The organism is Thauera butanivorans (assembly GCF_048398245.1).
In the GTDB taxonomy this organism is placed as follows: domain Bacteria; phylum Pseudomonadota; class Gammaproteobacteria; order Burkholderiales; family Rhodocyclaceae; genus Thauera; species Thauera butanivorans.
On record NZ_CP183038.1, the window covers coordinates 4,305,993 to 4,328,479 of the forward strand.

The window sequence follows — 22,487 nt, forward strand, 5'->3', positions numbered from 1 at the left end:
AGGCCGCCGCATACCATCAATGGAGAGATGCCGATGAGCAGACACCCCGAATCCATCCCGACACCGCCGGCATCGGCCCCGGCAGCCAATGACTGCGTGATCCTGCGTGAAATCCCCACCGCCTGCGGCCGGCGCTTCGGCCATGCGACGCTGAACGCGCCCAGGAGCCTCAACGCCCTGTCGCTGCAGATGATCGACCGCCTCGCGCCGCAGCTCGACGCCTGGGCGGCCGACCCCGCCATCGTCGGCGTGCTGCTCGACGGTGCGGGTGAGAAGGCCTTCTGCGCCGGCGGCGACGTCGCCGCGCTCCACCATGCGATCAAGGCCGCACCCGCAGGCGAGGCACCGGCCGAGGTCAAGGCCTTCTTCGAGCGCGAATACCGCCTCGACCACCGCATCCACACCTACCCCAAGCCGGTGCTGTGCTGGGGCCAGGGCATCGTCATGGGCGGCGGCATCGGCCTGATGGCCGGCGCCTCGCACCGTGTCGCCACCCCCACCACCCGCATGGCGATGCCGGAGATCACCATCGGCCTGTACCCGGACGTCGGCGGCAGCTGGTTCCTGCGCCGCATGCCGGGCCGCAGCGGGCTGTTCCTGGCGCTGACCGGCGTACCGATCAACGCCGCCGACGCCCGCTTCGCCGGGCTGGCCGATTTCATCATCGACGACGCCCAGCGGACGCAGTTGCCGGCGCTGCTCGCCGAGACCCGCTGGGAAACACCGGATGCGGCCGGCAACACCGCCAACCACGCCCGCCTCGGCGCCCTGCTCGACCGCCTGGCCGAATCCACAGCAGTGCCGGACTCGCCATTGCGGGCACATTACGACCGCATCGAGGCATTGATCGGCCACGACGGGTTGGCAGCCATCGCCGCCCGCCTGGCCGCGCTGGTCGACGATGCCGACCCCTGGCTCGCCAACGCCGGCAAGACTTTCGCGCACGGCGCGCCGAGTTCGGCAAAGCTGTCGTGGGAACTGTGGCAAAGGACGCGCCACATGTCGCTGGCCGAGGTGTTCCGCACCGAATACCACGTCTCGGTCGCCGCCACCGCCCACCGCGACTTCGCCGAAGGCGTGCGTGCGCTGCTGATCGACAAGGACCGCAAGCCGCGCTGGCAATTCGCCAGCCTGGAAGCCGTCCCCGACGAGATCATCGCGGACCACTTCGAGCCTCGTTACAGCGGCCCGCATCCCCTCGCCGATCTCGGCGCCTGAGCCGATGCGCTTGCCTCGAACGCCTCCACCCGGCAGGCCCCGGGCCCGCGTAATGCTTTCTTTCCATTTCCGTCTGGGCGCCGCGAAGCGCTCCCGCATAATCCGGTTTGCGCCGCCATTGCAGCGGCAGCGGGCATTTCCACTGTTTCAACTGATCGGGAGGACGTGCAGATGAGCGACATGGGTATCGGCTGGCTGGCCGCGGTCATCATTGGCGGCATCGCGGGCTGGATTGCTTCGGGTTTGATGAAGAGCAATACCGGCGTCCTGATGAACATCGTGCTCGGCATCATCGGCGCCTCGGTGGCGAGCTTCCTGTTCGGAATCCTCGGCGTCTCCTTCGGCGGCTGGATCGGCTACCTGGTGGCCGGCGTCGTCGGCGCTTGCATCCTGATCGGCATCGTGAGGGCGGTCAGGAAATGAAGCAGCCTGAGGCGTGCCGGGCCGGCACGCCTCAGGCTCGCAAGGGTCGTGCTGCAGGACGGCCTCGATGTTCTTTCGGGTGTTTCAATCCTCGATCCACAGCCGCTTGAGCTTCTTGCCTCGCGGACTGCGATAGCGGTCGAAATCGCGGCGATCCACGGTAAGGATGTTGTGGATGCCGGTACGATCGGCAGCGAAAACAAGCGCCACATCGGCCAGATCAGCCCCACCGTCTGCATACCGCACCATGAAATCGGCCATGTCTCCCAAGCTGGCTGGTTCGCTCGCCAAGAGCGTCAAACGCCCGGCAGCAGCCCAGCGCATGAGATTGAGCTTGCCCACGTCATCCAGCAGATGCCCAGCTTCGGTCAGCACTTCCCAGACGGTGTACAGGCGGGCGCCGGCCAGTTTCGCCAGCATCTTCCTTGCGCTGGCGTGGTGAATGTCGCCATCGTTGAACAGGGCGACCAGAAAGCCGGTGTCAGTCAGCGTATCCGTGCTTTTCACGCAGGCGCTCCACGACGGCTCGTTTGCGGGGATCGGCCACGCTTTCCGGCTGTCGCAAGCCGCCCCCCTTACCGATATACAGATCGTCGATCTCGGCCACACTGCGTTCCGCCGGCACGACCTTGGCGGCATAGGCCGCGATGCTGCGCCGGATGAACTCCGACTTGCTCACGTGCAGCCGGCTGGCGGCACGCTCGAGCAGGGCTTCGTCTTCGGCGGGCAGACGTATCGAGATGGTCATGGCGGGCTCCGTCTGTATTTCCTTTTTGTAATACTACCTCGATCACCTGTACCGATAAAAGACAGGATTCATTCCGACGGCCTGCCTGGGCATGTCTCTAGCCTCCAGCGGAAGGAAAGCGCCCATCCGGCGGCGGCATGCGGCGATCGCCCCCCGGAGGCGGGCCGCCCGGCCCACCCATCGGCCCTCGTCCGCCCCAGCGAGCGCCGCTGGCCCTGCACAGCGGCTCGTCCATGGCCTGGCGGACCACCAGCGTCTTGTGGGCGAACATCACACCATCGTCCATGCGGCTGACCTCGAACAGATAAGGCGTCTTGTCCGCCTCCCCGCCGACCACGCCGTCAGTTTCCAGCGTGGTGTCCGGCTGGCCGAAGCGCTGGTACAGCGCGTGCTCTTCGAATATCCGGCCGTTCAGTTCGTCACTGAACAGCAACTGCGTGACGACGCTGCTGGGCGCACGGTCATCGGCCTGATAATCGCCGAGCTGCACGCGCACATGGACATGCACCGCGCGGCCGCGGTACCAGCCGGGATAGCAGGTGTCGAAGGCGACCACACCCCGCGCATCGGTGCACTGGTAACCGCGGAAGAACTGCCTTTCGCGGTCGTCCGGGTCGTTGTTGCACATGCGCATGATGTTTCCGGAATAACCTCCGGTGTAGTTGGTGTGCCAGATCTCGACGATCGCGTCCGGCACCGGACGGCAGGCCTCATCGACGACGCGCAGCGCCATGCGCAGCGGGATGCCGTCCCAGCCGTCGCTGATGTCGACGCGTTCCGGCGAGGCGGTATGACAGGGCCCGATGGTCGTCGAGCAGATCAGCCTGCACGCCGATTCGAGCGAATCCGTGAACGGGTCCGGAAAGCTCATTGCCTGGCCGATCCGGCGCGTGCCGCCGCTGGCCCATGCGCCGGGTGCGGCGCCCGTGCCGCCGGATGAAGTGGCAGCGGCTGCCGCCATCGGCCGCTGCCCGAATAGCGTGGTCAGCAGCAGCGAACCGGCCGCCAGGCGGAACAGGCTGCGCCGGCTGCTGCTTGGCGGGTCGGCTTGCCGGGACGGCTCCGGAACGGAATGTGCATTCTTCATGGCGGAACCTGCGGGTGGTTGGAGCGGGCCGGCACTGCCACCGATACGCGGCATCCTGTGCCCGAAGATGGGACCTCACCTGCGCTTTGCCAGCAAGCTGTCCAGTTGGTTCCCGAATGCCTGCCGGTCGGCATTGGAAAAGGCGCGGGGGCCGCCCGTTTCCACGCCGCTGCTGCGCAGACTCTCCATGAAGTCGCGCATGCTCAGGCGCTCCCGGATGTTGGCGGCGGTCAGGCGCTCGCCGCGCGGATCGATCACCGTGGCCCCCTTGGCGATGACCTGGGCGGCGAGCGGGATGTCCGCGGTGACAACGATGTCGCCGGCCTCGACCTCGCTGGCGATGCGCTGGTCGGCGACGTCGAAGCCGCCCGGCACCTGCACCGCCCTGATCCATGGCGACGGCGGCACCCGCAGCATCTGGTTGGCGACCAGGGTCAGCGGCGTTTCGGTGCGCCTGGCCGCGCGGTAGAGGATTTCCTTGACGACGGCCGGACAGGCGTCCGCATCGACCCAGATTTTCATGGCGTTGGTTGCTCCTGGTGAGCGCCGACGATAGCACCCGCCCGGCGGGAGTGGCAGGAATGGCGCATGCCCAGGCACCAGGCGAGCTGCCAGACTGGTTCCAGAGGGTGCTGTTGTCCTCGCCGCCTTTCCCGCCGTCCGCATGCCGCACATGCGTTTCCCGACTGCCACTCCTGTCGACCGCCATTCAGGCCGCCCCACGCCGTGGAGCAGACGATGAACCATCGGCAGCCCGCTGCCTGTCCGCTGCCCGGCGACGATGCCGCAGCCGGCTTCGACCGCGAGGTGTTCGCCCTGCCCACCGGGCTGGAAGTCCGCATCGAGATCGCCACCCGCCGCTTCGCCGAACTGAAGGCGCGCCGGCGCAGCCCACGCCGCGGCCTGGTCGCGATCTCGGCGCCCACGGCGATGGCATGCCGGCTGGCCGAACAGAGCGGGCTGGTGCTGGCGGGCTTCGCCCGCGACGACCGGCTGGTGGGCTACGCCCACGCGGAGCGCCTGCTGCCGGGCTGAGACGCCGGGCCGCCCTCCGGCTTCATCGACGGCGAGCGGACCGGAGGCAGCGCCCACTCGGGTATAGTCCCCCCGTTGGCCATCCGCCCCTTCCATCATGCCGCCCGTCCTGCAAGCTCCTCTCATCGTCCGCACGCTGCTGCTGCTGATCCTGGCCGCCGGGGCGTATTTCCTCAGCGGCTTCCTCGTGCCCGTGCTCGCCGCGCTGATCATCGGCTTCGCCAGTTGGCCGCTGTACCGCCGCGGCGTCACGCTGTGCAAGGGCAACACCACGCTGGCGGCCAGCGTGGCGATCGTCATCGTCATCTGTGCGCTGATCGTGCCGCTGACCATCGCACTGCACTATGCGCTGCAGGAGGCGGGCAACTTCATCGTCTGGCTGCTGGAAGCGAACCGCACCGGCGCGCCGGTGCCGGAATGGATACGGGCGCTGCCGCTGGTCGGCGAGCGGCTCGCCGAATACTGGCAGGACCACCTCGGCAGCCCCAGCGCACTCGGCGAATGGGTGCAGATCCTCAGCGGCGAACATCTCGGCAACATCTACCGCATGGTGCTGAGCGCCACCGGCGACCTGTTCCGGCTGGCGCTGACCACGCTGTTCATGCTGATCACGCTGTTCTTCATCTACAAGGACGGCAAGCGCCTCGCCGCGCAGCTCGACGTCGTCGGCGAGCGCATCCTGCCGGCACGCTGGCAGCGCTTCTCGCGCGTGGTGCCGGCCACCGTCAGCGCCACCGTCACCGGCATGGGGCTGATCGCGCTCGGCGAAGGCGTGGTGCTGGGCGTGGCCTACTGGATCGCCGGCGTGCCCTCGCCGGTGCTGCTGGGCGTCGCCACCGGCTTCATGGCGCTGATTCCGGGCGGCGCGCCGCTGTCGTTCACGCTGGTGTCGCTGTACCTGGTCGGCTCCGGCAACCTCGTCGCCGGGCTGGGGCTGTTCGCCTGGGGTTCGATCGAACTGTTCATCGTGGACAAGACCCTGCGCCCGCGCCTGGTCGGCGGCCCGGTCAAGCTGCCCTTCCTGCCGACTTTCTTCGGCCTCGTCGGCGGCGTGCAGACCATGGGCCTGGTCGGCCTGTTCGTCGGCCCGGTGCTGATGGCGCTGCTGGTGGCGATCTGGCGCGAATGGCTGCACAGCATCGAGGAGCCCGCCCCGCTCCCGACGAGCCTCCCTGCCCCCTACGGTCCCGCGGCCGGCAATCCGGTGGCCGGCAGGCCGGCTTCCAGCGGATCGCCCCCCCATACGCTCTAGTATGGAATGCCCTATAATCCGTCCTTTACACACACAGAACACCAAGGACAGGAGGGGAGCGAATGTCGGCAGCCCAGACCCTTTACGAACAGAAGCGCATGATGGCGACGGATGCGGTCGGCCTGGTCCGCGACGGCGACACCATCGTCGTGCCGACCGGCGTCGGCGAACCGCCTGCCTTGCTGCACGCGCTGTCCGAGCGGCGCCACATGCTGCATGACGTCACCGTCAGCCAGATCCTGCCGCTGCGCAAGTTCGCCTACCTCGATCCGGAGACGCGCGCCAACATCCGCCACGATGCCTATTTCTTCGGCGGCGCCACCCGCGCCGGCGGCCAGGCCGGCTGGGTGGACTACGTCCCGGCCTATTTCTCCGAGCTGCCGATGCTCATCGACCGCGGCCTGACGCCGGCCGACGTCGTCGTGTCGATGGCTTCGCCGATGGACGAGCACGGCTACTTCAGCCTGTCGCTGGCGCCCGACTACACCATGGCGGCGATCCGCCGCGCCCGCGTCGTGCTGCTGGAAGTCAATCCGAACGTGCCCTTCGCCAACGGCGACTGCCACATCCACGTCTCGCAGGTCGCCGGCCTGGTCGAAAGCGACGAGCCGCTGTTCGAAGTCGGCCTGCCGCAGATCGGCCCGGTGCAGGAAGCGATCGGCAAGTATGTCGCCGACCTCATCGACGACGGCTCGACGCTGCAGATCGGCTACGGCGGCATCCCCGACGCGGTGGTCATGCAGCTCCAGCACAAGCGCGACCTCGGCATCCACACCGAGATGATCGGCGACGGCATCCTGTCGCTGATCGAATCGGGCGCCGTCACCAACCGCCGCAAGACCTTCATGCCCGGCAAGCTGGTCGCCACCTTCGCACTCGGCTCGCAGCGCCTGTACCGCGCGCTGCATCGCAACCCGGCGATCGAGATGCATCCGGTCGATTTCACCAACGACCCGTATCTGGCCGCGCGCAACGACAAGCTGTGCGCCATCAACGCCACCTTGCAGATCGACCTGATCGGCCAGTGCGGCTCCGAATCGCTGGGCCACGTGCCCTATTCCGGTACCGGCGGCCAGGTGGATTTCGTCCGCGCCGCCAACCGCTCGAAGGGCGGCAAGGCTTTCATCGTGCTGCCGTCGACGGCGAAGGACGGCACCGTGTCGCGCATCGCGCCGGTGCTGTCGCCCGGCACCCACGTCACCACCAGCAAGAACGACATCAACTACGTCGTCACCGAATACGGTGTCGCCGAGCTGCGCGGCAAGACCGCCAGACAGCGCGCCGAGGCGCTGATCGGCATCGCCCACCCGGATTTCCGCGGCGAACTGCGCGAGGCGGCACGGCGGATGAACCTCGCCTGATCCTGCGCCGGAAGGGAGAGGGAAGAGTGCGCACCGGCTTGGTGCGCACGGCGGGCCTGCGCTAAGATCGCGGCCCCTTCCCTCTCCCGGCAGCGTGCCGGGCCGACGCCCCTGTCCGGAACGCTGCGTGCATTACCTGTCCTCCTGGCTGAAGGCCTTCTGGCCTGCCCCCCTCCCCGCGAGCCTGCGCGAACGCATGCTGGGCGGCATCGGCGCGTTCATCGGGCTGCTCGTCACCGAAATCGTCAGCCGCTACATGCTGGGCATCAGCGTGCCCTGGTTCGTCGCGCCGATGGGCGCATCCTCGGTGCTGTTGTTCGCGGTGCCGGCGAGCCCGCTCGCCCAGCCCTGGTCCATCGTCGGCGGCAACTTCGTCTCGGCGCTGGTCGGCATCGGCTGCGCCCACTGGATTCCCGACCCCGCGCTCGCCGCAACGCTGGCCGTCGGCCTGGCGATCATCGCCATGTTCCAGCTGCGCTGCCTGCATCCGCCCGGCGGCGCGATGGCACTGACGAGCGTGCTCGGCGGCCCCGAGGTCGAGCGCCTGGGCGTGCTGTTCGCGTTCACGCCGGTGGCGCTCAATTCGCTGCTGCTGCTGCTGACGGCGCTGCTGTTCAATACCGCGATGCGCCGGCGCTACCCGCATCGCCCGGCCGAGATTCCGGTTGCCGCCCAGCACCACACCGCAGATCCGAAACCCAGCGACCGCCTGGGCGTCCGCCCCGAAGACCTGCAGGCGGTGCTGCAGGAGCGGGGCGAAATGATCGACATCAGCAGCAGCGACCTCGAGGAAATCCTGCTCGCCGCCGAACAGCGCGCCTGGCGGCGGCGTTTCGGCGACCTGCGCTGCGCCGACGCGATGTCGCGCGACGTGGTCACGATCACCGCCGACGCGACGCTGGAGTCGGCCTGGGCACAACTGGCCCATCACCGCGTCAAGGCCTTGCCGGTGGTGGTGGATGAAGACCGGCTGATCGGCATCATCACGCTGCACGACTTCCTGCTCGCGCAGGAAATGCCCTGGGAAACCGTGGGCGAAGTGATGAGCGCCGAGGTGTTCACCGCCAGCCCGGATCAGAACATCGTGGACCTGGTGCCGGCCTTCTCCGATCGCGGCCGGCACCACGTGCCGATCGTCGATGCGGACAATCGCGTGGTCGGCATGCTGACGCAATCGGATCTCGTCGCCGCGCTGTTCCAGGCCGGCCTGGATCAGGCCCTGGTCGGCCGCTAGCGGACCAGGGCCGCCATTGCGGCTCAGAGGATGACGGTGATTTCCTCGCGCCGCACCAGTTCGGCGCCGAAATCGAGCGCGTCGAGTTCCAGCGCATCGCGCGCGGTGAGGACGCCCAGCGGGCATTTGACGGCGTCGATCACCGGCACATGGCGCACGCCGTTCTCGTACATCAGGTGAAGCGCATGGCCGAAAGGCTTGTCCTCGGTCAGCGTCAGCGGATTGTGGGTCATGACTTCGCCGACCGATGTGGCATCGGCGTCGAGGCCGGCAGCCAGCACGCGGAAAGTGGCGTCACGTTCGGTGAAGATGCCGGTGAGCACGCCATGTTCGACCACCAGCGCGGCGCTTCGGTGCTGCTCCTGCATCATGCGCGTCACGCTGCGCACGGGCGTGTCGACGGACACGCACAGGAAGGGACGATCGGAAAGTACCTGATGGATGGGACGGCTTGGCATGATCTGTCTCCTCGATGCATTTTATGGAAAGGCATGATTGCCTAGCGCCAATCGTGCCAGTTTGGACGCACGCTGCAAACGAAAATTTTCGGCTATCGTTTCTACGTCCAAGCCCTTGTTGTAGCGCAACTTTCTTACGGTTTGACGACAATGCCGCCATGCTGCAATGCAGCACGCCGGCATTGCGCACGCACCCTCATCGTGCATCCCCGCCATCCGCCGCCCAGGAATGGGGCGCGGCGCGGCCTCAGGCAGCCGGCGGGCGCTGTCCCATCGCTTCGCCCAGGCGTACCGGGCGCGCCGCCGCCCAGCCGGACTCGAAACGCATCGTGCCTTTCGGAAACAGCATCACCACCGTCGAGCCGAGCAGGAAGCGGCCCATTTCATCGCCCTTGCGCAGCTCCACTTCGCCCGGCGCATAGGCGTACTTCTCGATGTCGGGCCGGCGCGGCGGGTTTACCACGCCGTGCCAGGTGGTCGCCATGCTGCCGACGATGGTGGCGCCGACCAGCACCATCACGAAGGGGCCGGCCTCGCCTTCGAACACGCACACCACGCGCTCGTTGCGCGCGAACAGGCCGGGCACGCCGCGCGCGGTGGCCGGATTGACCGAGAACAGATCGCCCGGCACGTAGATCATCTGCTGCAGCCGGCCGTCGCAAGGCATGTGGATGCGGTGGTAATCGCGCGGACTGAGATAGATCGTGGCGAACTCGCCGTCCTCGAAATGCGCCGCCAGGCTGCGGTCGCCGCCGACCAGGGTGGTGGTGGTATAGAAATGGCCCTTGGCCTGGAAGATCTGGTCGCGCTCGATCGGACCGAACTGGCTGATCGCACCATCGACCGGACACAGATAGCAGGCTTCGGCGAACGGCCTCGCGCCTTCGCGCAGCGGACGGGTGAAGAACGCGTTGAAGCTCGCGTAGCTCGCCGGGTCGGGGTTCGCCGCTTCATCCATGTTCACGCCGTAGCGCTCGATGAACCAGCGGATCACCGCCGTCGTCGCCTTGCCGCCCTTCAGGCCGGCGAGCTTGCCGGCAAGCTGGGTCAGGGCGCGCTTGGGCAGGGCGTACTGGAAGGCAACGGAGAGGCGTTCGGACACGGCGGGATCCAGGATTCAGGTCGTCGGGCCGGCATTATACCGCCATGGTTTTTACCCCTCACTACCGTCCTCCGTACCGATTCACGGCCGATGCGGGAACAGGGCTGCAGAACGAAACCGAGGCCGCAGACGGTGCCGCGGCACGGCGAGGCCGAGCAGCGCCGCGCCGCTTCGAATGCAAGGCGGTTTCAGCCCAGCAGCGCCGCGACTGCTTCCGGGCAGGACGGGAACCAGAAATGCACGTAGGACGCGGTGATCGGGCCGTGGCGGTAGATCGGCTCGCCTTCGCCGCCATCCGGCCGTTGCGCGCGCAGCCAGGGTTCGAGCGGCGTTTCGGTTTTCGAGTAGTGGAACGTGTGCCCGGTCAGCCGCCCCTGCGGAAAGTCCGCCTGCTGCATGCCGAGCGCCGCCAGCCGCTTCTGCATCAGCGCGCGGCCCGGCAGCAGGCCGCCGAAGGCGTGGGCAGTGCCGGCGGTATCGACGATGGTTTCGAGCAGGCTCATCCAGCCACCGCATTCGGCCAGCACCGGTTTGCCGTCCGCCACATGGGCGCGCAGCCCGGCCCAGAAGCCGGTGTTGGCGGCGAGCGCGGCACCATGCAGTTCCGGATAGCCGCCCGGCAGCCACAGCGCATCGCAGCCGGCCGGCAGGCCGTCGCCCGCCAGCGGCGAGAAGAACACCGGCTCGGCGCCCAGCGCCCGCAGGGTGTCGATGTTGGCCGGGTAGATGAAGCCGTAGGCGGCGTCGCGGGCGATGGCGATGCGCTTGCCGGCCAGCAGCGGTACAACGGCAGGCGGCGGCGCCGCAGGAAAATCGACCGCCGGCGGCAGTTCGGCGGCACCGGTCTGCGCCAGATGTTCGGCCAGGCGGTCGAGGCGGCTGCCGAGGTCGTCGATCTCCTGCGCCTGCAGCAGGCCGAGATGGCGTTCCGGCAGGGCCGCAGCGGCGTCGCGCGTCACCGCGCCGAACCAGTGCATGCCCGCGGGCAGCGCCTCGCGCAGCAGCTCGGCATGGCGCGCGCTGCCGACGTGGTTGGCGAGCACACCGGCGAAGAGGATGCCGGGCTGGTAGTGCGCCAGGCCCCAGGCCACCGCGCCGAAAGTCTGTGCCATCGCCCGCGCGTCGATCACCGCCATCACCGGAATGCCGAAGCGGCGCGCGATGTCCGCGCCCGACGGCGCGCCGTCGTACAGGCCCATGACGCCTTCGACCAGGATCAGGTCGGCTTCGCAAGCAGCCGCGTGCAGCCGCCGGGCGATGTCGGCCTCGCCGCACATGCCGAGGTCGACGTTGTACACCGGCGCGCCGCTGGCCACCGCGTGGATCTGCGGGTCGAGGAAATCCGGCCCGCACTTGAACACCCGCACCCTGCGCCCCAGCCGGGCATGCAGGCGGGCGAGCGCGGCGGTGACGGTGGTCTTGCCCTGGCCCGAAGCGGGCGCGGCAACGAACAATGCCGGACAGCGCACGGCAGCGGCCATCAGCCCTGCTCGTCGGGATGCACGGCGGTACAGCCCGCATGCGGCGCCGGCGCGGACTGCGGCGGCTCGCTCGGCTGGAACCAGCTCAGGCGCGGGTACAGGCTGACGACGTCGCCCACCACCGTCAGCGACGGCGGCCGGATACCCTGCCGCTTCACCTCGTCGGCCAGCGTGGCGAGGTCCGCCCTGGCGACGCGCTGCGCATGGGTCGTGCCGCGCTCGATGACGGCCGCGGGCGTGCTCGCCGGCAGGCCGTGGGCAACGAGCTGGGCGCAGATCTCCGCCAGCCGCGACACCCCCATGTAGATCACCAGGGTCTGGCCGCGATGGGCCAGCAGCGGCCAGTCGAGATCGAGCGAGCCGTTCTTCAGATAGCCGGTGGTCAGCACCACCGACTGGGCGTGGTCGCGGTGCGTCAGCGGAATGCCGGCATAGGCGGCGATACCCGCCGCCGCGGTGACGCCCGGCACCACTTCGACGGTGATGCCGGCTTCGAGCAGTTCTTCCATCTCCTCGCCGCCGCGGCCGAAGATGAAGGGGTCGCCGCCCTTCAGCCGCACCACGCGCTTGCCGGCCTGCGCCAGGCGCACCAGCAGGGCGTTGATCTCGTGCTGCGGCAGGGTGTGGTCGGCCGCCTTCTTGCCGACGTAGATGCGCTCGGCCGCGGCCGGCGCGAGATCGATGATGGCCGGTGCGACCAGGTTGTCGTACACCACCACGTCCGCCGCGGCCACCAGGCGCGCGCCGCGCAGCGTCAGCAGCTCCGGGTCGCCCGGGCCGGCGCCCACCAGATAGACGTGGCCCGGCAGCGGGCCGGCGCGGAAGGCTGCGAGATCAGGGACTGGACTCATGGAACACGGGCTCGGACGGATATTCAATCAGGAACGAAGACGATGCGCCCTTCGCTTTCGAAGCGGCGTAGGGGGTGGCCGAAAGCCTGGCTCAGCAGTTCGGCGCGCATCACGCTGTCGCGGTCGCCGGCGATGACGCCGCCGCGACCGTCGAGCAGGATAACGTGATCCGCGTAGCGGGCGGCAAGATTGACGTCGTGAAGTACCAGCACCGCGCCGGATTTCCTGCCGCCGCCCCGTCCGCCAGGCGCCCCTGCGCCGGACAGGGGGGCCTCCAGCGCGGGAGAGCCCCTCTCGCCGCGGACGAGGCGGCGGAACAGTTCGAGCGTGGCGATCTGGTGGTGGAGATCGAGGTGATTCAAGGGCTCGTCGAGCAGGAACAGCCGCGGCGCCTGAGCCAGCAGGGCGGCGATGGCGACGCGCTGGCGCTCGCCGCCGGACAGGGTCAGGACGTCGCGGTTCTCGAAGCCCTGCAGGCCGACGTCGGCCAGCGCCCGGCGGGCGATGGCTTCGTCCCGTTCCGTTTCCCAGCCCCAGCGGCCGAGGTGCGGATGGCGGCCGATCAGCACCGTCTCCAGCACGGAGGCGGCGAACAGGTCGGGCTGCTGCTGCGTCAGCAGCCCGCGAAAGCGCGCCGCCTCGGTCGCCGACCAGCCGGCATAAGGCCGCCCGCCGATGCGCACCTCGCCCACCGACGGCACACGCAAACCAGCCAGGGTGTGCAGCAAGGTGGTCTTGCCCGCACCGTTCGGTCCCAGCAGGACCAGGCATTCGCCCGGCTTCAGGCTCATGCTGAAGGCGCAGCACAGCCAGCGCTCGCCCACCTGCAATGCGAGGCCGTCGGCTTCGAGCAGCGGCCCGGTCTCATTCATCACGCTGCCGGCCGTGCTCATCGCCGGTGCCTCGCCAGCAGGAACAGGAACACCGGCACGCCGATCAGCGCGGTCAGCACGCCCACCGGCAATTGCTGCGGCGCGATCACGGTGCGTGCGGCGGTATCGGCCACCGTCAGCAAGGCACCGCCGGCCAGCGCCGCCGCCGGAATCAGCGTCCGCTGGTCGTTGCCCAGCGCCAGCCGCACCAGATGCGGCACGATCAGGCCGACGAAGCCCACCGAGCCGATCAGCGTCACCGCAGTGGCCGTCAGCAGCGAAGCCAGCACGTACAGGCCCATGCGCAGGCGGCGCACTTCGACGCCGAGCGCCCGCGCATTCAGTTCGCCGCGCGCCAGCACGTTGAGGTCGCGCGCAAAGGGCATCACCGCCAGCAGTCCCAGCACCAGCACGGCCAGCCCGGGCCAGGGCCGCGCCGCACCGCTGGCGTCGCCCATCAGCCAGAACAGCATCGACTGCACGCGCACGTCGGACGCCAGCGCCAGCATCAGGGTCACCGCCGCGCCGCAGCCGGCGGCGACGATGACGCCGGTCAGCAGCAGCCGCGTCTGCGTCCAGCTGCCGTCGCCGTGCGCCAGGCCGAACACCAGCAGCATCGCCGTCAGCGCGCCGGCGAAAGCCAACGCATCGACCCACAGCGAAGCCGCCCCGAGCAGGATCGCCACCAGCGCGCCGACCGCCGCGCCGCCGGAAATGCCCAGGATGTAGGGGTCGGCCAGCGGATTGCGCAGCAGCACCTGCATCACTGCGCCGGCCATGGCGAGCAGGCCGCCGCAGACGAAGGTGGCGACCGCGCGCGGCAGGCGCAGCTCGCGCACGATGCCGGCGGCCATGCCGTCATCGCCGGCCAGCGCCGCCAGTACCTCGCCCGGCCCGATCGGCATCTCGCCCGCCATCAGCGCCCATGCGAAGGCCAGCACGCCGGCCGCCAGCAGCGCGGCGATCACCGACACGGCATGGGTACGCGGCTTCATCCGGATCGGCAGCCGGAGGCGCCGTCAGCGCGGCGCATAACGCAGCCCGACGAACACGCTGGCACCCGGCGTGCGATAGCCCCGCGCCAGTTCGTAGTCCGCATCGAGGAGATTGTTCGCCCTCGCCTCGATGCGCCATTGCGGCGACAGGCGGTAATGCAGATAGGCATCGAGCAGGCCGTAGCCGTGCAGATCCACGGTGTTGGCCGCATCGTCGTGGCGGCGGCCGGCACCGTTCCATTCCACGCCCCAGTCCAGCGGCCCGGCGGCATGGGCCAGCCGCAGGAAACCAGACTGCCGCGCCCGCCGCGGCAGCCGCCTGCCGTTCTGTTCGTCCTTCGCATCCAGCCAGTCCAGGCCCGCGCTGACGGTGAATGCGCCCAGCGACAGCATGTAGCCGAGTTCCGCGCCCTCGAGCCGCGCCTCGGCGACGTTGACCTGCTGTCCCCGCAACGCATACACCGGGTTGCCGGCGATCAGGTCCTTGACCCGGTTGTCGAAGTAGTTCAGTTCGACGCTGTGCGCCCCCTGGGCCCAGCGGATGCCGAGTTCGCGGTTCAGCGCCCGCTCCGGCTTCAGATCGGGATTGCCGTGGTAGCTGGTCGGCGACGACGCCATCGGCCAGTAGAGCTGGTTGAAGGTCGGCGCGTTGAAGGCGGTGGCGATGCTGCCGCGCAGGCGCAGCGAAGGCGTCAGGTCGTAGCCGTAGGCAAGCAGACCGGTGGTCTTGCCGCCGAACTGGGAGTTGTCGTCGTGGCGGGCGTTGAGCTGCAGGTGGTGGGCGTCGATCTGTGCCGACCAGCCGAGCAGCAGCGAATTCACCCGGCGGCTGTCCTTGTTGTACACCGTGGTGCTGTCGAGCCGGGTTTCGACGTATTCATAGGCCAGCAGCAGCCTGCCCAGCGGCAGATCGACGTCGTGCTGCCACATCAACTGATCCTGCTCGGTGTCGTGCCGGCTCGGCGCCGCGGCGCTCGCCCGGTTCAGCGACTCGTCGATGCTGCGGCCCAGGCGCAGGGTGCTGGTCCAGCCGGCACGCAGCTCGTTGCGCAGATGCAGGCTCAGCGTGCCGGCGGTCTTGTCCATCCAGGAGTCGAAATAGCTCGCCGCCGAGGCATCGTAGCGGCTGCGGCTGTCCGAGTACGTGAAACCCAGGCCGATCTCGTCCCTGTCGCGGAAGCCCAGCGTGACCGAGCCGCCGGCATGGGTGTTGCGGAAGCCGTCGTCGTCGGCCCAGTAGGACGTCCGCGGCGGCGTGCCCGCCCAGAAGGCCGGGTCGCGCTTCGAGTTGAAGCCGTCGGAGTGCTCGGCGCCCACGTTCAGGCTGTAGCGCAGCCGCCCGGCCCCGCCCGACAGCGCGGCCGATGCCTTGCGGGTGCGCTCGGAGCCGTAGCCGACGAAAAGCTCCGGCCTGAAGCCCGCCTCGCCCTTGCGGGTGAACACCTGGATCACGCCGCCGATGGCCTCCGAGCCGTACAGCGCGCTGGCCGGCCCGCGCAGCACTTCGATGCGCTCGATCAGACCGAGCGGAATGTTCTCCAGCGTCGGCGCCCCCGAACTGGCCGAGCCGGCCCGCAGGCCATCGATCAGCAGCAGCGTGTGCCGCGCCTCGGCGCCCCGGACGTAGACGTTCGCATTCGCCCCCGCGCCGCCGTTGGCGGTGACCCGGATGCCGGGCAGCGCCCGCAGCACCTCGATCAGCGAGGAATGCCCGGCGCGCTCGATGTCCTCGCGTTCGATCACCTCCACCGCGGCCAGGCTGTCCTCGATGCGCTGCTGCTGGCGGGAGGCGGTGACGACGACGGCTTCGAGGGCGCCGCCGCCCGGGGCGGGCGCCGCCAGCAGCGGACAAGGCAGCGCCAGAGCGGCGGCAAGCATGGAGAAACGGACGGCGGGCATGGGGAACGACGGTTCAGCGCGGCGCATAGCGCAGCGTGACGAAGGCATTGGCACCGGCGGTGGCGAAGTTGCGGGCAAGCTCGTAGTCCTTGTCGAAGACGTTGTTCGCCCGCAGCTCGAGCCGCAGTTCGGGCGTCAACTGGTGATGGACCCAGGCATTGACGATGCCGTAGCCGCCCAGCCGCGTGCCGGCGTCCTCGCGCTCGCTCTGCCCGCGCCATTCGGCCCCCCAGCTCCACTTGCCGACCGTGCGGTCGATGCCGAGCGAACCCGCGCGGCGCGCGCGGCGCACCAGGCGGGCGTCCGTATCCTCGTCCTTGGCATCGAGCAGGTCGATCGTTGCCCGCACGCGGTAGTCGGCCACGGTCGCGCTCACGCCCCATTCCAGCCCTTCCAGCCTGGCGCGGCCGACGTTGTCCGGGGTGCTGCCCCACTGGATCAGGTTCTTCACCCGGTTGTTGTAATAGGTGGCCGTCATCTGCAGCCCGCCCTGCTCCCAGACCAGGCCGATTTCGCGGTTCAGCGATTCCTCGGGCTTCAGGTCCGGGTTGCCGCCGAAGCAGCCGAAAGGCGGAAAGCAGGCGAGCGGGAAGTACAGATCGTTGAAGGTCGGCGCCTTGAAGGCCGTGCCGATGCTGCCGCGCAGCCGCCATTCGGGCAGGAACTGGTAGCCGTAGGCGAGCAGCCCGGTGGTCTTGCCGCCGAACTGCGAATCGTCGTCATGGCGGGCGTTGATCTGCAGATGATGCTTGTCGAACTGCCCGCCCCAGCCCAGCAGCACCGAATCCACCCGGCGCGTGTCGCGTTCGTAGGTGCCGGTGGTGTCGATGCTCTGCTCCAGATGCTCGACCGCCGCGAGCAACAGGCCGCCGCCCAGCGAGACGTCGTTCTGCCACGCGAACTGGGTCTGTTCGGTGTCGAAGCGGTCCGTCGGCGCCGTGCTCCATTTGCTGTGCGAACGGTCCTTGCTGTAGCCCAGGCGCAGCGTGCTCACCCAGCCGTCGGCGAGCTTGTTGCGCATGTGGATGCCGGCGGTGTCCAGGCCCTTGCTCACGCGGGCATCGTATTCGGTGTCGGAGTCGAACCAGTTGCGCCCTTCGGAATGGAACAGCGTCAGCCCGATCTCGTCATCGTCCCTGAATCCCAGCGAGGCGGAAGCACTCAGGTAGTCGTTGTGGAAGCCGTCGCGATCGCGGTCGGCCACGGTGGCAGGGTTCTTTCGCGCATTGAAGCCGTCGGTGCGCTCGCGCCCCGCCGACACGTTGTAGCGCAGGCGGTCCCGGCCGCCGGCCACCGTCGCGCCGAGTGCGTAGCTGTGCTCGGTACCGGCACCCATGCGCAGGCTGGGATGGAAGCCCGCCGTGCCCTTGCGCGTGAAGACCTGGATCACGCCGCCGATGGCGTCCGAGCCGTACAGCGCGCTCGCCGGCCCGCGCAGGATCTCGATGCGCTCGACCAACTCGGGCGGAATCGTCTCCAGCGCAGGCTGGCCGGACGTCGCCGAGCCCACCCGCATGCCATCGACGAGCACCAGCGTATGCCCGGAATTGGCGCCGCGGATGAAGATGCCGGTATTGGCGCCGGGGCCGCCGTTGCTGCTCACCTGGATGCCGGGCTGCGCCGCCAGCAGTTCGGTCAGCGTGCTGTGCCCGCCGCGTTCGATCTGCTCGCGCGTGATCACATCGACGCTGGACAAGGTCTCGTCGGCGCGCTGCTGCTGACGGGTGGCAGTGACGACGACTGCCTCGCCCAACCGGTCCTGCGCAAGCGCAGACGGCAGATACATCGGAAAAGCGCTGGCCACGGCGATCGCCGTGGTACAGAAGCGGATCTTCATCGTTTCGGTCTCCCTGCGCCAGAGCGCCGCGTCCCCGCGCGCCGTGGCGATACGCAACAGGACGGTCTCGGGAGGAAAAAGGAAACGAACGGCGCCACGGAACACGCCATGCCATCGCCGCCACCCCGCGACACATCCGCCAATTCGCGCTACGGCCGGTCTCCGGGCTCGTGTGTGTACCAGCCTGCCGGCCGGACGGATGGACCGCCTTCCCAGGTCATGAACCCAGTGGCTGCGTGGTCCACCTTGCGCACACCTACCGTTGCGGGGGCAGCACAGGCATTGCGGCCTCATGGCGAGATGGGCCGTGCACCTGTTTCCCGTTCAACCCCGGGCGAGAATCGCCCGCGGGCACCGATGACGCGCCGCCCCTTCCGGGGCAGTGGGGGCGGATGATACCGTACCGGCCAGTATCGTGCACTGCACCAGCACAAGGCCCCCGCAGCAAAAAAGGCAATCAGCACCATGACATGCGAACTGATCCTGGGCGGCGCCCGTTCCGGCAAGAGCCGCGAGGCCGAACGCCGCGCCGCCGCATCCGGCCTGGCCGTCACCGTGATCGCCACCGCCGAGGCGCTCGACGACGAAATGGCGGCACGCATCCGCCGCCACCAGGCCGACCGCCCGGCGGGCTGGCGCACGGTCGAAGCGCCGATCGCGCTCGCCGAAACCCTGCGCCGCGAAGCCGCGCCCGGGCGCTGCCTGCTGGTCGATTGCCTGACGCTGTGGCTCGCCAACCTGCTGATCGATGCCGACGGCCTGCCGCCCGGCGCCGACGCCGAAGCCCTGCCGCTGTTTCGCGCCGAGCGCGACGCCCTGCTCGCCACGCTGCCGGCCCTGCCCGGCCGTGTCATCCTGGTCGCCAACGAAGTCGGCCTCGGCCTGGTGCCGGAAACCCCGCTCGGCCGCCTGTTCCGCGACGAGGCCGGGCGACTGAACCAGGCCGTCGCCGCACTGTGCCCGCGCGTGCTGTTCGTCGCCGCCGGGCTGCCGCTGGTGCTGAAGGGCGGCTAAACTGCCAACTGACGAATGTTGCTGGAGACTGCCATGGGCCTGCCTGCGGAAAAGCATGCGATGACGCTGGATGAATTCCTCGCCTGGGAAGCGGATCAGCCCGAGCGCTGGGAATTCTTCGACGGCGAAGCCTTCATGATGGCCGGCGGGTCGGACGTGCACAATCTTGTTTCCGGCAACACCTACATGACCTTGCGCAATGCCCTGCGCGGCACATCCTGCACGGTCTTCATGTCCGACGTCCGCCTGCGTCTGGCAGCAACGGACGACCTGTTCTACCCCGACGTCTTCGTCACCTGCGCGGACGCCGACCGCGAGCGCCGCCAGGTCAAGGAAGAGCCGGTGCTGATCGCCGAGGTGCTGTCGCCCTCGACCGAAGCCTACGACCGCGGCGGCAAGTTCGCCGCCTACCGCCGCTTCCCCGGACTCAAGACGGTGCTGTTCCTGTCGCAGGACCGTGCCCACGTCGAATGCTATTCCCGTACCGCCGAAGGCGACTGGCTGCTGACCGAAGCCAGCGGCGAGGCTGCCAGCCTCGCCCTGCCCGCGTTCGGCTTCACGCTGGCGCTGGCCGAGCTGTATCAGGATCTGCCTGCTGCCCCAGCCTGAGCCCGCTGCCGGCGCCTGCGCTCAGTCGGCCTCGATGCCAGCTTCGCTCAGCCTGCGGATGCGTTCCGCCGTCGGCGGATGGGTGGAGAGATAGCGCCACCAGTCCTCGCCATGGCAGTCGCCGTGCGCTTCATCGGCCTCCTGCCCACAGCCTGCGGCGTGGTTCTTGTCCAGCGGCGCCAGCTGGTCGGTGAACACACCATCGTGCCCGACGGCGGCGCCAGCGCGTTCGGCCCCAGGGTGTCGGCGGCGTCGCGGAACGCCGCCCGCAATGCACACGCTTCGAGTCACGATGCGCCAGGAACAGGCATCGCCGAAAAATCCGGATGCGATGATGCATCAATGACCAACAAATCGCATGAATACCGATTCAGAATCTCACCCTGCCACACCCGGGCAAGCCGGAGGTGCCGCAATTATCACGATCTGCTACCTTTCGCCTCGTACCTGCGCCCCGCCACTACCGCAACCGAACGACAGTACCCGCGAGTCCCTCATGCAGACCCACATCATTCCCCCGAACCAGGCACTCGCCGCCGCGCTGCAGCAGAAGATCGACCGCAAGACCAAGCCGCTCGGCGCGCTTGGCCGCCTGGAGGCACTCGCCCTTCAGATCGGCCTCGTCCAGCAGACGCTCGAACCCGAACTGCGCCAGCCCCAGATCGTCATCTTCGCCGGCGACCACGGCGCGGCGCGGGCGGGCGTGTCGGCCTATCCGCAGGACGTCACCTGGCAGATGGTCGAGAACTTCCTCGCCGGCGGCGCCGCGATCAACGTCTTCTGCCGGCAGATGGAGCTGGGCCTCAGCGTGGTCGACGCCGGCGTCAACCATGACTTCGGCAAGCGCGACGGCCTGATCGACGCAAAGATCGCGCCCGGCACGGCGAACTACCTCGAACAGCCTGCCATGACCGCCGAGCAGCGCGACGCCGCGCTGCAGCGCGGACGCGAGATCGCCCACGCGCTGGCGGACAACGGCTGCAACTGTGTCGGCTTCGGCGAAATGGGCATCGGCAACACCGCCGCCGCCTCATTGCTGACGACCTGCCTGATCGGCGCCGAACACGGCGCCGACCTCTACACAGTGACCGGCCCCGGCACCGGACTCGACGACACCGGCCTGGCGCACAAGCGCGAACTGCTGAAGCAGGCCCTGCGCCGCGGCGGCTGGCCGACCGAGCCGCTGCAGGCCTTGTCCGAATACGGTGGCTTCGAGATCGCGATGATGGCCGGCGCCATGCTCGGCGCAGCGGAACGACGCATGCTGATCGTCATCGACGGCTTCATCGTCACCTCGGCGCTGCTGGTCGCCCACGCCCTCAACCCGAACCTGCTGCCTTACTGCGTGTTCGCCCATCACTCGCTCGAACCCGGCCACCGCGTGCAGCTGTCCTTCCTGATGTCCCAGCCGCTGGTCGAACTCGATCTGCGCCTCGGTGAAGGCACCGGCGCAGCACTGGCCTGGCCGCTGCTGCAGGCGGCGGTGAACTTCCTCAACCACATGGCGAGCTTCGAATCGGCCGGCGTCGATTCCGCCGGCGGCGAGCACGCGGTGGATGAGCCGAGCGCGCTGCGCTGACGCGCCGATGCGCCACCAGGCGGAACTGTTCTTCACCGCGCTCGGTTTCTTCACCCGCCTGCCGGTACCCGCCTGGGTGCCCTGGTCGCCCGAGCGCCTGCGCCACGCGGTACGCTACCTGGCACTGGTAGGCTGGGTGGTGGGCCTGGCCGGCGCGGCGGGCTATCTGGCCCTGTCGTGGCTGCTGCCGCCGGCACTGGCCGTCGTGCTGTCGATGGCGCTCACGATCCGGCTCACCGGCGCGCTGCACGAGGACGGCTTCGCCGACGCCTGCGACGGCCTCGGCGGCGGCTGGGACAAGGCCCAGGCGCTGGCGATCATGAAGGACTCGCACATCGGCAGCTACGGCGCCATCGGCATCGTGCTGATGCTGCTGGCGAAGGCCGCGGCGCTGGTGGAACTGGCTGCGATCGGCAGCTTCGGCGCACAAGGCATGCCGGCCGGCATCGTCGCCGCGCTGCTGGTCGCCCATCCGCTGTCGCGCCTGGCGGCAACCAGCCTGATCCAGCTGCTGCCCTATGCACGCGACGACGACAGCAGCAAGTCCCGGCCGCTGGCGCAGCGCCTGACGCCGGCCGGGCTCGCCATCGCCGGCCTCTGCGGCCTGCTGCCGCTGGCGCTGCTGACGCCGGCCGAAGCCGTGGCGGCCGTCACCGCCACGGCCCTCGTCACCGCCTGGTGCGCGCGCCTGTTCATGCGCCGGCTCGGCGGCCATACCGGCGACCTGCTCGGCGCCACCCAGCAACTGGCCGAACTCGCCTGCTACGCCGGCCTGCTGGCCGCGCCCCGGCTCGCCGCGCCGTTCGCCGCCGCATAGCAACCGACCCGGACTTTCCGACCATGGAACTCCACCTCATCCGCCATCCCCGCCCCGCCATCGAGCCGGGCACCTGCTACGGCCAGCTCGACGTCGGCATCGCCGAGTCCGCCGCCGAGGTCGCCGCGCGGCTTCGTCCGCTGCTGCCGGAGCGCTTCGAGCTGCATGCCAGCCCGCTCGCGCGCGCACGGATGCTCGCCGATGAACTCGGCACCCCCAGGCTGGACGAGCGCCTGAAGGAAATCCACTTCGGCGAATGGGAAGGGCTCGCCTTCGGCGACATCGGCACCGCGATCGACGACTGGGCCGCCGACCCGCTGGGCTTTCGCGCCCCGGGCGGCGAATCGGCGCGCGAGATGACGGCACGGGTGCTGCAGTGGCTGGACGAACTGCAGGCTGCGGCGCCGGGCACGCCGGTGGTGGTGGTCGCCCACGGCGGCCCGCTGCGCGTGCTCGCCGGCCACCTGCTCGGCCTGCCGCCCGAGCGCTGGCTGGGGCTGGACTTCGGCTGCGGCCAGGCGACGCGGCTGGACGTGGAAAGCTGGGGCGTGGCGCTGCGCTGGTTCAACCGCTGAACCGCCGCCCCCCTCTCTCGGTCCCTTTTCCCAGCATGGT

Annotated in this window: 24 protein-coding genes and 1 riboswitch; of the genes, 11 read left to right on the plus strand and 13 right to left on the minus strand. The window is 69.2% G+C overall.

Annotated features, from left to right (window positions below; genetic code table 11):
• The first annotated feature begins 33 nt into the window (after positions 1-33).
• Positions 34-1,218 (plus strand): enoyl-CoA hydratase/isomerase family protein, encoded by a 1,185-nt coding sequence (locus tag ACNQFN_RS20795; RefSeq protein WP_083953447.1) that lies wholly within the window; start codon positions 34-36, stop codon positions 1,216-1,218.
• 171 nt (positions 1,219-1,389) lie between these two features.
• The gene (locus ACNQFN_RS20800) at positions 1,390-1,641 is read left to right on the plus strand and encodes a GlsB/YeaQ/YmgE family stress response membrane protein (RefSeq protein WP_068635250.1); all 252 of its coding nucleotides are present in this window, start codon (positions 1,390-1,392) and stop codon (positions 1,639-1,641) included.
• Positions 1,642-1,725: 84 nt separating this feature from the next.
• Here the strand turns inward: ACNQFN_RS20800 and ACNQFN_RS20805 are convergent, their stop codons facing one another.
• The 4 genes from ACNQFN_RS20805 to ACNQFN_RS20820 all read right to left on the minus strand — a co-directional run bounded on the left by ACNQFN_RS20805 (position 1,726) and on the right by ACNQFN_RS20820 (position 3,998).
• Entirely contained in the window at positions 1,726-2,148 is a 423-nt protein-coding gene (locus ACNQFN_RS20805) for a type II toxin-antitoxin system VapC family toxin (RefSeq protein ID WP_068635249.1), read from the minus strand.
• Positions 2,123-2,389: a ribbon-helix-helix protein, CopG family gene (locus tag ACNQFN_RS20810; RefSeq protein ID WP_068635248.1), complete on the minus strand. Its 267-nt coding sequence runs from the start codon at positions 2,387-2,389 to the stop codon at positions 2,123-2,125. The genes ACNQFN_RS20805 and ACNQFN_RS20810 overlap by 26 nt, the downstream gene beginning before the upstream one ends.
• A gap of 97 nt (positions 2,390-2,486) precedes the next feature.
• Complete coding sequence (locus ACNQFN_RS20815) at positions 2,487-3,476, minus strand: hypothetical protein (protein ID WP_418647436.1); 990 nt, start codon at positions 3,474-3,476, stop codon at positions 2,487-2,489.
• Between the two features lie 75 nt (positions 3,477-3,551).
• The gene (locus ACNQFN_RS20820) at positions 3,552-3,998 is read right to left on the minus strand and encodes a YaiI/YqxD family protein (protein ID WP_068635247.1); all 447 of its coding nucleotides are present in this window, start codon (positions 3,996-3,998) and stop codon (positions 3,552-3,554) included.
• Between the two features lie 216 nt (positions 3,999-4,214).
• On the opposite strand from ACNQFN_RS20820, the gene ACNQFN_RS20825 reads away from it, so the two are divergent.
• The 4 genes from ACNQFN_RS20825 to ACNQFN_RS20840 all read left to right on the plus strand — a co-directional run bounded on the left by ACNQFN_RS20825 (position 4,215) and on the right by ACNQFN_RS20840 (position 8,358).
• Positions 4,215-4,511 (plus strand): formate dehydrogenase accessory sulfurtransferase FdhD, encoded by a 297-nt coding sequence (locus ACNQFN_RS20825; protein WP_418647437.1) that lies wholly within the window; start codon positions 4,215-4,217, stop codon positions 4,509-4,511.
• 97 nt (positions 4,512-4,608) lie between these two features.
• Positions 4,609-5,763, plus strand: a complete 1,155-nt coding sequence (locus tag ACNQFN_RS20830) for an AI-2E family transporter (protein WP_068635245.1) — start codon at positions 4,609-4,611, stop codon at positions 5,761-5,763.
• A gap of 62 nt (positions 5,764-5,825) precedes the next feature.
• Entirely contained in the window at positions 5,826-7,124 is a 1,299-nt protein-coding gene (locus ACNQFN_RS20835; protein ID WP_418647438.1) for an acetyl-CoA hydrolase/transferase family protein, read from the plus strand.
• Between the two features lie 127 nt (positions 7,125-7,251).
• Positions 7,252-8,358, plus strand: a complete 1,107-nt coding sequence (locus ACNQFN_RS20840; RefSeq protein ID WP_068635243.1) for an HPP family protein — start codon at positions 7,252-7,254, stop codon at positions 8,356-8,358.
• Positions 8,359-8,381: 23 nt separating this feature from the next.
• Here the strand turns inward: ACNQFN_RS20840 and ACNQFN_RS20845 are convergent, their stop codons facing one another.
• The 8 genes from ACNQFN_RS20845 to ACNQFN_RS20880 form a co-directional block, all read right to left on the minus strand.
• Positions 8,382-8,816, minus strand: coding sequence for a CBS domain-containing protein (locus tag ACNQFN_RS20845; RefSeq protein ID WP_068635242.1), 435 nt, complete (start codon positions 8,814-8,816; stop codon positions 8,382-8,384).
• Between the two features lie 247 nt (positions 8,817-9,063).
• The gene (gene asd, locus ACNQFN_RS20850) at positions 9,064-9,918 is read right to left on the minus strand and encodes an archaetidylserine decarboxylase (protein WP_068635241.1); all 855 of its coding nucleotides are present in this window, start codon (positions 9,916-9,918) and stop codon (positions 9,064-9,066) included.
• A gap of 188 nt (positions 9,919-10,106) precedes the next feature.
• Complete coding sequence (locus ACNQFN_RS20855; protein ID WP_418647439.1) at positions 10,107-11,399, minus strand: cobyrinate a,c-diamide synthase; 1,293 nt, start codon at positions 11,397-11,399, stop codon at positions 10,107-10,109.
• A complete protein-coding gene (gene cobA / locus ACNQFN_RS20860; RefSeq protein ID WP_068635239.1) occupies positions 11,399-12,250 on the minus strand; it encodes a uroporphyrinogen-III C-methyltransferase in 852 nt (283 codons plus the stop codon). Before cobA ends, ACNQFN_RS20855 begins: the two co-directional genes overlap by 1 nt.
• Before the next feature lie 23 nt (positions 12,251-12,273).
• Complete coding sequence (locus ACNQFN_RS20865) at positions 12,274-13,143, minus strand: ABC transporter ATP-binding protein (protein ID WP_068635238.1); 870 nt, start codon at positions 13,141-13,143, stop codon at positions 12,274-12,276.
• The gene (locus ACNQFN_RS20870; RefSeq protein ID WP_068635237.1) at positions 13,140-14,117 is read right to left on the minus strand and encodes a FecCD family ABC transporter permease; all 978 of its coding nucleotides are present in this window, start codon (positions 14,115-14,117) and stop codon (positions 13,140-13,142) included. Before ACNQFN_RS20870 ends, ACNQFN_RS20865 begins: the two co-directional genes overlap by 4 nt.
• 24 nt (positions 14,118-14,141) lie before the next feature.
• Positions 14,142-16,016, minus strand: coding sequence for a TonB-dependent receptor domain-containing protein (locus tag ACNQFN_RS20875; RefSeq protein WP_068635265.1), 1,875 nt, complete (start codon positions 16,014-16,016; stop codon positions 14,142-14,144).
• Positions 16,017-16,029: 13 nt separating this feature from the next.
• Positions 16,030-17,853 carry a TonB-dependent receptor domain-containing protein gene (locus ACNQFN_RS20880; protein WP_068635264.1) on the minus strand — a complete coding sequence of 608 codons (1,824 nt, stop codon included), beginning with the start codon at positions 17,851-17,853 and terminating at the stop codon, positions 16,030-16,032.
• 135 nt (positions 17,854-17,988) lie between these two features.
• Positions 17,989-18,227: riboswitch (cobalamin riboswitch) on the minus strand.
• Positions 18,228-18,318: 91 nt separating this feature from the next.
• Between ACNQFN_RS20880 and cobU the strand changes: the two genes are divergently transcribed.
• Together cobU and ACNQFN_RS20890 are read left to right on the plus strand one after the other, a co-directional pair.
• On the plus strand, positions 18,319-18,867 hold the full coding sequence (cobU, locus tag ACNQFN_RS20885) for a bifunctional adenosylcobinamide kinase/adenosylcobinamide-phosphate guanylyltransferase (RefSeq protein ID WP_418647440.1): 549 nt from the start codon (positions 18,319-18,321) through the stop codon (positions 18,865-18,867).
• 33 nt (positions 18,868-18,900) lie between these two features.
• Positions 18,901-19,476 (plus strand): Uma2 family endonuclease, encoded by a 576-nt coding sequence (locus ACNQFN_RS20890; RefSeq protein ID WP_068635235.1) that lies wholly within the window; start codon positions 18,901-18,903, stop codon positions 19,474-19,476.
• A gap of 21 nt (positions 19,477-19,497) precedes the next feature.
• Here ACNQFN_RS20890 and ACNQFN_RS20895 read toward each other — a convergent pair whose 3' ends face one another.
• Positions 19,498-19,674: a hypothetical protein gene (locus ACNQFN_RS20895; RefSeq protein WP_217999557.1), complete on the minus strand. Its 177-nt coding sequence runs from the start codon at positions 19,672-19,674 to the stop codon at positions 19,498-19,500.
• 298 nt (positions 19,675-19,972) lie between these two features.
• On the opposite strand from ACNQFN_RS20895, the gene cobT reads away from it, so the two are divergent.
• From cobT to cobC, 3 genes are read left to right on the plus strand one after another with little or no spacing between them, the layout of a single operon-like run.
• Positions 19,973-21,055, plus strand: coding sequence for a nicotinate-nucleotide--dimethylbenzimidazole phosphoribosyltransferase (gene cobT, locus ACNQFN_RS20900; protein ID WP_068635234.1), 1,083 nt, complete (start codon positions 19,973-19,975; stop codon positions 21,053-21,055).
• A gap of 7 nt (positions 21,056-21,062) precedes the next feature.
• Entirely contained in the window at positions 21,063-21,872 is an 810-nt protein-coding gene (locus tag ACNQFN_RS20905) for an adenosylcobinamide-GDP ribazoletransferase (RefSeq protein WP_418647441.1), read from the plus strand.
• 23 nt (positions 21,873-21,895) lie between these two features.
• A complete protein-coding gene (gene cobC / locus ACNQFN_RS20910) occupies positions 21,896-22,447 on the plus strand; it encodes an alpha-ribazole phosphatase family protein (protein WP_418647442.1) in 552 nt (183 codons plus the stop codon).
• Positions 22,448-22,487: the final 40 nt, after the last annotated feature.

Bases quoted from the DNA above. Each gene is read 5' to 3' on its own strand.
- ACNQFN_RS20815 (WP_418647436.1), bottom strand. From the start codon at position 3,476: ATGAAGAATGCACATTCCGTTCCGGAGCCGTCCCGGCAAGCCGACCCG.
- ACNQFN_RS20865 (WP_068635238.1), bottom strand. From the start codon at position 13,143: ATGAGCACGGCCGGCAGCGTGATGAATGAGACCGGGCCGCTGCTCGAA.
- ACNQFN_RS20875 (WP_068635265.1), bottom strand. From the start codon at position 16,016: ATGCCCGCCGTCCGTTTCTCCATGCTTGCCGCCGCTCTGGCGCTGCCT.
- ACNQFN_RS20810 (WP_068635248.1), bottom strand. From the start codon at position 2,389: ATGACCATCTCGATACGTCTGCCCGCCGAAGACGAAGCCCTGCTCGAG.
- ACNQFN_RS20870 (WP_068635237.1), bottom strand. From the start codon at position 14,117: ATGAAGCCGCGTACCCATGCCGTGTCGGTGATCGCCGCGCTGCTGGCG.
- ACNQFN_RS20905 (WP_418647441.1), top strand. From the start codon at position 21,063: ATGCGCCACCAGGCGGAACTGTTCTTCACCGCGCTCGGTTTCTTCACC.
- ACNQFN_RS20845 (WP_068635242.1), bottom strand. From the start codon at position 8,816: ATGCCAAGCCGTCCCATCCATCAGGTACTTTCCGATCGTCCCTTCCTG.
- cobU (WP_418647440.1), top strand. From the start codon at position 18,319: ATGACATGCGAACTGATCCTGGGCGGCGCCCGTTCCGGCAAGAGCCGC.
- ACNQFN_RS20880 (WP_068635264.1), bottom strand. From the start codon at position 17,853: ATGAAGATCCGCTTCTGTACCACGGCGATCGCCGTGGCCAGCGCTTTT.
- ACNQFN_RS20890 (WP_068635235.1), top strand. From the start codon at position 18,901: ATGGGCCTGCCTGCGGAAAAGCATGCGATGACGCTGGATGAATTCCTC.
- cobC (WP_418647442.1), top strand. From the start codon at position 21,896: ATGGAACTCCACCTCATCCGCCATCCCCGCCCCGCCATCGAGCCGGGC.
- ACNQFN_RS20835 (WP_418647438.1), top strand. From the start codon at position 5,826: ATGTCGGCAGCCCAGACCCTTTACGAACAGAAGCGCATGATGGCGACG.
- cobA (WP_068635239.1), bottom strand. From the start codon at position 12,250: ATGAGTCCAGTCCCTGATCTCGCAGCCTTCCGCGCCGGCCCGCTGCCG.
- ACNQFN_RS20800 (WP_068635250.1), top strand. From the start codon at position 1,390: ATGAGCGACATGGGTATCGGCTGGCTGGCCGCGGTCATCATTGGCGGC.
- ACNQFN_RS20855 (WP_418647439.1), bottom strand. From the start codon at position 11,399: ATGGCCGCTGCCGTGCGCTGTCCGGCATTGTTCGTTGCCGCGCCCGCT.
- ACNQFN_RS20820 (WP_068635247.1), bottom strand. From the start codon at position 3,998: ATGAAAATCTGGGTCGATGCGGACGCCTGTCCGGCCGTCGTCAAGGAA.
- ACNQFN_RS20795 (WP_083953447.1), top strand. From the start codon at position 34: ATGAGCAGACACCCCGAATCCATCCCGACACCGCCGGCATCGGCCCCG.
- cobT (WP_068635234.1), top strand. From the start codon at position 19,973: ATGCAGACCCACATCATTCCCCCGAACCAGGCACTCGCCGCCGCGCTG.
- ACNQFN_RS20825 (WP_418647437.1), top strand. From the start codon at position 4,215: ATGAACCATCGGCAGCCCGCTGCCTGTCCGCTGCCCGGCGACGATGCC.
- ACNQFN_RS20830 (WP_068635245.1), top strand. From the start codon at position 4,609: ATGCCGCCCGTCCTGCAAGCTCCTCTCATCGTCCGCACGCTGCTGCTG.